Here is a 7263-nt window from a genome sequence, read left to right on the forward strand (position 1 = left end):
CTCCCACACCCCAGGCCAGCCCGCCCCGGTCACCGACTGGTTCCACAAATACGTCGTCACCGCCGTCGTGCAGAAAGACCGCACCGGCCACGCCCCGGACATGGCCACCCAGTACCAGTACCTGGGCGGCGCCGCCTGGCACTACGACGATGACGACGGCCTGACACGCGAGAAGAACAAGACCTGGTCCCAATGGCGCGGCTACGACCATGTCCGGGTCACCACCGGGAGCCTGGCCGATCCGTCCACCCAGACCGACACCTACTACCTGCGCGGCATGCACGGCGACCGCGCCGGCCCGGACGGCGGCACCAGGACCGTCACCGTCCCCGACGGCGAGGGTGGCACCCACACCGACCACGAAGGCCTGGACGGATTCCCGCTGAAGACCGTGCGCTACACCGCCCCCGGCGGCAGCGTCCACGACAAGACCGTCAACACCCCTTGGCGGCAGCAGACCGCGTCCCGCACCCGTGACTGGGGCACCGTCACCGCCAACGCCGTCAAGACCGGCACGGTCAACTCCTGGCTGGCGATGGACGGCGGCGCCTGGCGTGAGACCAAGACCATCAACCAGTACGAGACAGCCTTCACCGGCGTCGGCCGGGTCAAGACGGTCAACGACCTGGCCGACGTGGCCGTCGCCGACGACGACCGGTGTGCCCGGACCGAGTACGCCGACAACCCTGACAGGTGGATGCTGGCCTACCCGTCCCGGGTGGAGACCGTCGCGGTCGCCTGCAACCAGGATCCCGACCGGTCCAAGCACGTCATCTCCGACGTACGCACCTACTACGACAACGGCGACCTCGGAGCCGCACCGACCAAGGGCGATGTCACCAGAACCGAAAAGATCGCCGACCATGACGGCGAGAAGGCCACCTACGTCACCGACAAGCGCGCCACCTACGACATCCGGGGCCGCACGCTGACGGTCACCGACGCCCTGGGGCAGACCACCACCACCGGCTACACCGAAACCGCGGGCTTGACCACCAAGACCGTCACGACGACCCCGCCGGCGACCCCGGGGAACGCGAGCACGTCCCTGACCACGACCCATATCCTCGACCCGGCCTGGGGCGCGCCGACCACTGAGATCGACGCCAACAACCTGCGGACCGACCTGGCGTACGACGCGCTCGGCCGGCTCAGCAAGGTCTGGAGGCCTGACCGGTCGAAGGCGCAGAACCAGACGCCCAACCTGGAGTTCGGCTACCAGGTCGCCGAAGGGCAGATCGTCGCCGTCACCACCAAGACGCTCAAGAACGACGGCACCCAGCGGATCGGCTCGATCGAGCTCATGGACGGGTGGTTGCGCTCCCGCCAGGCCCAGGTCCCCGGCCCGGACGGCCGCCTGGTCACCGACACCCTCTACGGCGACCGTGGCGAGGTCTCCAGGAAATACGACTTCTACTCGGCCACCGGTGCCCCCGCGGCCACGCTCTTCACCGCCACCGACCCCGCCGACATCGAAACACAGAAGCATCACACCTACGACGGCCTAGGCCGACCGACCGTCGAGCGCCTGATGGTCGGCGACGGTGAACTGAAAGAGAAATGGCGCACCACGGCCACCTACGGCGGGAACTGGACGGCGCTGGATCCGCCGACCGGCGCCACGCCCACGGCGGAGTTCACCGATGCCCGCGGCCGGGTCACCGAGCGGCGCCAGTACCACGGCGCCGGCCCCACCGGCACCTACGACCGCACCGCCTACGCCTACGACCGCGCCGGCAACCTGACCAAGGTCACCGCCCCGTCCGGCAACGTATGGACCCGCGAGTTCGACCTGCGCGGGCGCAACACCACCGCCACCGATCCCGACGCCGGCACCGCCACCCGCACCTACGACGACCTCGACCGGGTCGAGAGCGCCACCGACGCCCGCGGCCGCACCGTCTTCGTCCGCTACGACGGCCTCGGCCGCAAGATCCAGACGCGCGAGGGCTCCCGCACCGGGGACGTGCTGGCGTCCTGGGCTTATGACACCGCGACCCGTGGCAAGGGGCTTCTCGGGTCCTCCACTCGGCATGGCGAGAACGGCGAATATGTCACCCGGGTGCCCGGGTACGACCTGCGCGGTCGTCCTGAATCGACGCAGATCACCGTCCCCGCGTCCGAAGGGCCGCTGGGCGGTACGTACACCTTCGGCAGGTCCTACAACCTGGACGAGACTCCCAACCAGGAGACTCTGCCCGCGGCCGGTGGCCTACCGTCCGAGACGCTCACCCACGGCTACGACGCCTACCGGCGTCCCACCCGGCTGACCAGCGACCTGGCCACCTACGTCGGCACCACGGCGTACACCCCCACCGGCAGACCCAAACTCCTGGAGTTCGGCGCCTCCGGCAAACGCATCTGGAACCAGAACACCTGGGAACACGGCACCCAGCGGCTGGCCGAGTCGCGCACCTACCGGGAGAACATCGCCGGCGACCTGCGCAACGCCACCTACGGCTACGACGACGCCGGCAATGTCCTCCGCCTCTCCGACACCACAAGCGCCGGCACCGACACCCAGTGCTTCCGCTACGACCACCTGCAACGCCTCACCGACGCCTGGACCGTCGACAACCCCGCGTGCCCGCAGACCCCCGGCACCTCCGCCGGGCCCGCACCGTACCGGTTCCACTACACCTACAAGACCGACGGCAGCCGCAGCACCGAACAGTTCTACAAGCCCGACGGAACCCCGCAATCCACGCGCACATTCCGCTACCAGGGCGACCCCGGCGTGGACCCCAGCGTCAAGGGCCACATGCTCGGCATCGTCGACCAGACCGGCGCCAACCCCTTCACCGGACCCGACACCAACGACGAGAGCTACACCTATGACCCGTCCGGCAACCCCACCACCCGCACCGTCGGCGACAGCACCCAGACCCTGACCTGGAACACCGAAGGCGACCTGACCAAGATCACCGAAGGGCCCGCGGTCACCGGTTTCGTCTACGACGCCGACGGCAACCGCCTGCTCCGCAAGGACCCCGGCGGCACCACCCTGTATCTGCCCGGAACCGAACTGCGCCGCACCACCGGCTCCGACACCGTCACCGGCACCCGCTATTACGCCCACCTCGGCCAGACCGTCGCCATGCGGGACGCCGCGGGCGTCCGGCACCTGACCGGAGACCATCAGGGCACTTCCAACGTCGCCGTCAACTCCACCGACCAGCAATCGATGACCCGCCGGTTCACCCCCTTCGGGCAGCCGCGCGGCACCGACGAGCACCAGAGCTGGCCGGGCGAAAAGGGCTTCGTCGGCGGCACCAAGGATCCGACCGGCCTCACCCACCTGGGCGCCCGCGAATACGACCCCAACACCGGACGCTTCATCTCCGCCGACCCCGTCATGAACGTGGCCGACCCGCAACAGCTGAACGGCTACGCCTACGGAGGCAACAACCCGGTCACCGACGCCGACCCCACAGGCCTGTGCCCACCCGACCGCTGCGGCGCAGGCGTCATCAATGTCGGCCACGACAAACCGGCGACCACCGGTGGCTGCGGCCTCGATTGCGGACCGCCCTACTCTGACCCCGAACCCGCGGACGCCCCCAAATGCTCGCTCGTGGAAATCTACGGGACGGGACGCTGCGGCGGCCAAGAGGAGAGGCTTACAGGCCAGGCCCTCGCCAACAACCCAAAGCCTCCCACGGCGAACGTCCCACCCCACCTGATCGTCCAGGACGCGTTCACGATCTGGGGCGAATGGGTCGGCTACCCGGAAGCCAAGAAGTGTGTCACCGGCAAGAGCAAAGCGGACTGTGGTTGGTTCGCTGTCGCATTCATCCCCATATTCGGCAAGTACACAAGATCGATCCTGCGTGGCCTCGGGCTCCTAGGGCGCACACAGAACAAGCTCGACCCGGTGCTGGACGTCAGCAAGCTCCCCAAGCGATGCAGCAGCTTCGTCCCCGGAACGAAGGTGCTGATGGCCGACGGCAGCAAGAAACCCATCGAAAAGGTCAAGACCGGCGATCAGGTGATGGCCACCGACCCGGCGACGGGAGAGACCAGAGCCGAACCCGTCCTGGCCACCATCACCTCCAAGGGCGACAAGAAGCTGGTCCAGATCACCATCAGCACGGACGCCCAGGCCTTGCCATGGGCGCCAGGCGATAAGCCCGAGCGTACCTCCCTTGTGCTCGACGAGCGTAAGCAGCCGAAGAGCGGCATGGTCATCGCCACCGACAGCCACCCCTTCTGGGTCGCAGGCGACATCAACAAGTGGGTCGAGGCGGCCGACCTCAAGCCCGGCATGTGGCTCCGCACCAGCGCCGGCACCTACGTCCAGGTCACCGCCACCGATCACTGGACCACCCGCTACCAGCGCGTCCACAACCTGACCGTCGCCGGTCCGCATACCTATCACGTGCTGGCGCGGCAGTCTTCGGTCCTTGTACACAACTGTGGACCGACGGAGGCGGATGCTATCCTTGCTCGCTCAAGAGCAGAGGAAATACAAGCTTCGAGGACCGATTATCCGAATTCCCACCTGAATGGCACAACCGCGGTAATTGGCGTTCTCGACACCAAGACCAAAGAGTGGTCGATTCGAGTAGGCATTAACGGGGGTGGGGAGTTGTCGGAAAGCATGTTGAGGGACGGTGAGAGGTTTGTTCGAGCGCCAGGGGGCGCCGAAGAAGGAATTATCAATAGTCTTGGGCCGAACGAAGTTGTCATGTTCGGCGGGACAAGCCGCAATATTTGTATAGCTACCTGCTATCGGCTGCTCAACGTACGCGGCATGAGGTTCGGTGGCGAAGGATACCGGGGAGGATTGTCGGACAAGACGCCCTTCTCTCTCTTCTGGGCCCCTGGAGCCTGGTAGTGATGGAGGTTAAGTTCTTCCGGTCCTGGCGTGGGTTCGTGGTCGGGGAAACCGTCCAGATCTCCTGCGAAGCGCAGGAGGTGCAAGTCAGGGGAGTCACTGCCACGCGGGTTCTGCTTGACTGGCCTTGGGGGGAGCCAGATCCCGCGTCCGAAAATTTCTGGGACGGAACCCTCGGACTTCCAAGAGACCCTACCTCTTACGACTGGCGCAACATCCCCTGGAGAGTTGATCCCGACACGGATTCTCTTACCGCTGGAGACATATGCATAGTAGGAATACCTCCGGTCGAGGCAGTTGTAAGAAAAATAGCCAACTATATTCCGGCTGCCGACTTCGGTCGGCTTCCACGTCCCGAGTGGGCGCTCGAGCTGTGCTATCCCGAGTACCTGGATGACGAAGAAGCAGGATTCACCATTTATCTGGACTCGGCGGAGCCTGTACAGATCGAGGTGGTCGGCTGAAACGGCCAGTACAGGGCCCTAACGTAGGAACAGATTACGCCCTCTCATCCTGACTATTCTTGACTTGCCCGGATCGGGGCTGCACAAAGCGTCAACCCCGAACACTGGACTGGAGTACCGGACGAGGCGGTATGAAGGGCACTATGCGGGATCCGCATGTGCAGGGCCCAGTGCGGCAGGGGATCGGTGCTGGCCTTGGCCCCCGGCCTCTACGCCGCCGGAAACGCGATGGCCGTCCCGATCGGCCCCTGGAATCGTCTCTCCAGGCGCACACCATCGGTTCCGCTCTGACCGCCTGGGAGCTGGCTATGATCAGAGATGCCCCCCCCGGAGGTTCGGGCGCGCGTCGTTCGGGTCAACGGTGATAATCCGTTCCCCGTAGGCAGAAGGACAGGAGGTCGATGTGGCATGGCAGCAGAAGAGCAGCCCCTTCCATTTCGCTTCAACCACCCCTTCCAGCTTTGGTCCTACAGCAACTCGCATCAAAAGCTCGCGCTCCGGGGACGCCCAGATGAAAAGTATGATCGCTATGTGGATGTCATCTTCAGCTATGTTCTGGGGATGAAGGTCGCGGCCAGCTATCATCGACTCTCCGTGTCCATTTCGGCCAACGTGGCCGAAATGGATTCCTTTCTGCAAATGCCGCGCCGCTATGATCGCGGTTTTCTGAATCTTGATGTGACAGACGGAATCCATGAGGGATTCGTCGTGTGCGGTCGTGTGATGGTGCGGCGCGGGGTTGGCTGGCAGTCCTCGACAAACGAGCGTTAGCGCGCATGTTCCGTATGACTCGCGACGAACCGCAATCCACCGCCACCACACGCTCCTCACCCCCAAGAGGACTCCGGGTGGGCCTGAAGGAGTGTTTGCAGTTCTGGACGAAAGCCAGCTTCGCCATGTTTCCTTCTACGCCGTCCTGCTGGAAGGTTGGAACGGTCGGTACCAAGGGCCGTCCGCGCACCGGCGCCCGCGTCAGCCTGGTGCTGCTGGCTTCGCGGTGAGGTGGGCCATTAGTTGGGCGGGGGCGTCCTCCTGGAGGAGGTGGCCAGCTGCGTCGATCCAGTGGAGTTCGGCGTGGGGGATCTTCTCGTGTAGCCACTCGGCGTAGGGCGGGGGCAGAATGCGGTCTTCGCGGCCCCAGATTAGGCGCACCGGTAGCGATATCTCGCCCAGCAGATGCTCGTACTCGACCGTGTCCGCCTCTCTGATCTGGCTGTACTGGCGGTAGAACGCGGCTTGTCCTTCGGGGCCCTGCCACGGTGCGAGGAAGGCTTCGAGGACGCCTGGGCGGAAGCCGACGTGAGTGGCGTGGCGGAGGTGGCTTGCCACCAGGGCCTCGTGGGCGTAACCGGGAAGCTGACGGAAGACCTCTGCCTGCCGCAGCATTAGCTGGAACAAGCCCCTCTCCCACTGGCCGCCGCTCACCACGTCGAAAAGGGTGAGATCCCGGAAGGTCGCCCCTTCCAGGAGGAGTGTTCGCAGCGTGACCGCTCCGCCGATGTCGTGGGCGACGACGCTTGGCCGGGAAAGTCCCCAGTGGTCCAGGAGCAGGCTGAAGTTCCTGGCGTGGGCCGCCAGGGTGAGGTCTTGGCCTTCGCGTTGGTCTGACTGGCCGAATCCCAGGTGGTCGAAAACGAAGACCTTGCGGGTCAGGGCGAGTGCCGGAGCGATGTCCCGCCACAGAAGGGACGAGTACGGGGTGCCGTGGACGAGCACGGCCGGGGCGCCGCTGCCCATGGCCGCCCAGCGTATGACCCCGTCAGGTGTCTGGAACTCTTCGTCCAGCCTCCAGTCCACGATGCCCCCAACTCGATCGGATGCGGTACTGACCGCCATCCCCGCGGGTGCACCTGGTATGCCGCGCCGTCCTCCTTGGGCTAGCTGAACTCTTCGTAAGGGTTGTCGGGGGCGTCGGTCTTGTGGACGGCGGTGGCGGCCAGGCTGGGCGGCGCGGTGGGGGAC

4 protein-coding genes are annotated in these 7263 nt (G+C 65.7%); 3 read left to right on the forward strand and 1 reads right to left on the reverse strand.

Going from position 1 to position 7263, the window contains the following annotated elements; all coding sequences use genetic code 11:
- The 3 genes from E1264_RS37720 to E1264_RS37730 form a co-directional block, all read left to right on the forward strand.
- A partial coding sequence (locus E1264_RS37720; RefSeq protein WP_132181542.1) for an RHS repeat-associated core domain-containing protein occupies nucleotides 1–4837 on the forward strand: 4837 nt, incomplete at its 5' end.
- 2 nt (nucleotides 4838–4839) lie between these two features.
- Nucleotides 4840–5301, forward strand: a complete 462-nt coding sequence (locus E1264_RS37725; protein ID WP_132181544.1) for a hypothetical protein — start codon at nucleotides 4840–4842, stop codon at nucleotides 5299–5301.
- Nucleotides 5302–5709: 408 nt separating this feature from the next.
- Nucleotides 5710–6072 (forward strand): hypothetical protein, encoded by a 363-nt coding sequence (locus E1264_RS37730; protein ID WP_132181546.1) that lies wholly within the window; start codon nucleotides 5710–5712, stop codon nucleotides 6070–6072.
- Nucleotides 6073–6273: 201 nt separating this feature from the next.
- Here E1264_RS37730 and E1264_RS37735 read toward each other — a convergent pair whose 3' ends face one another.
- Nucleotides 6274–7098, reverse strand: a complete 825-nt coding sequence (locus E1264_RS37735; RefSeq protein WP_132181547.1) for an alpha/beta hydrolase — start codon at nucleotides 7096–7098, stop codon at nucleotides 6274–6276.
- Between the last annotated feature and the right edge of the window lie 165 nt (nucleotides 7099–7263).

Source organism: Actinomadura sp. KC216 (assembly GCF_004348535.1).
Classification (GTDB): Bacteria; Actinomycetota; Actinomycetes; order Streptosporangiales; family Streptosporangiaceae; genus Spirillospora.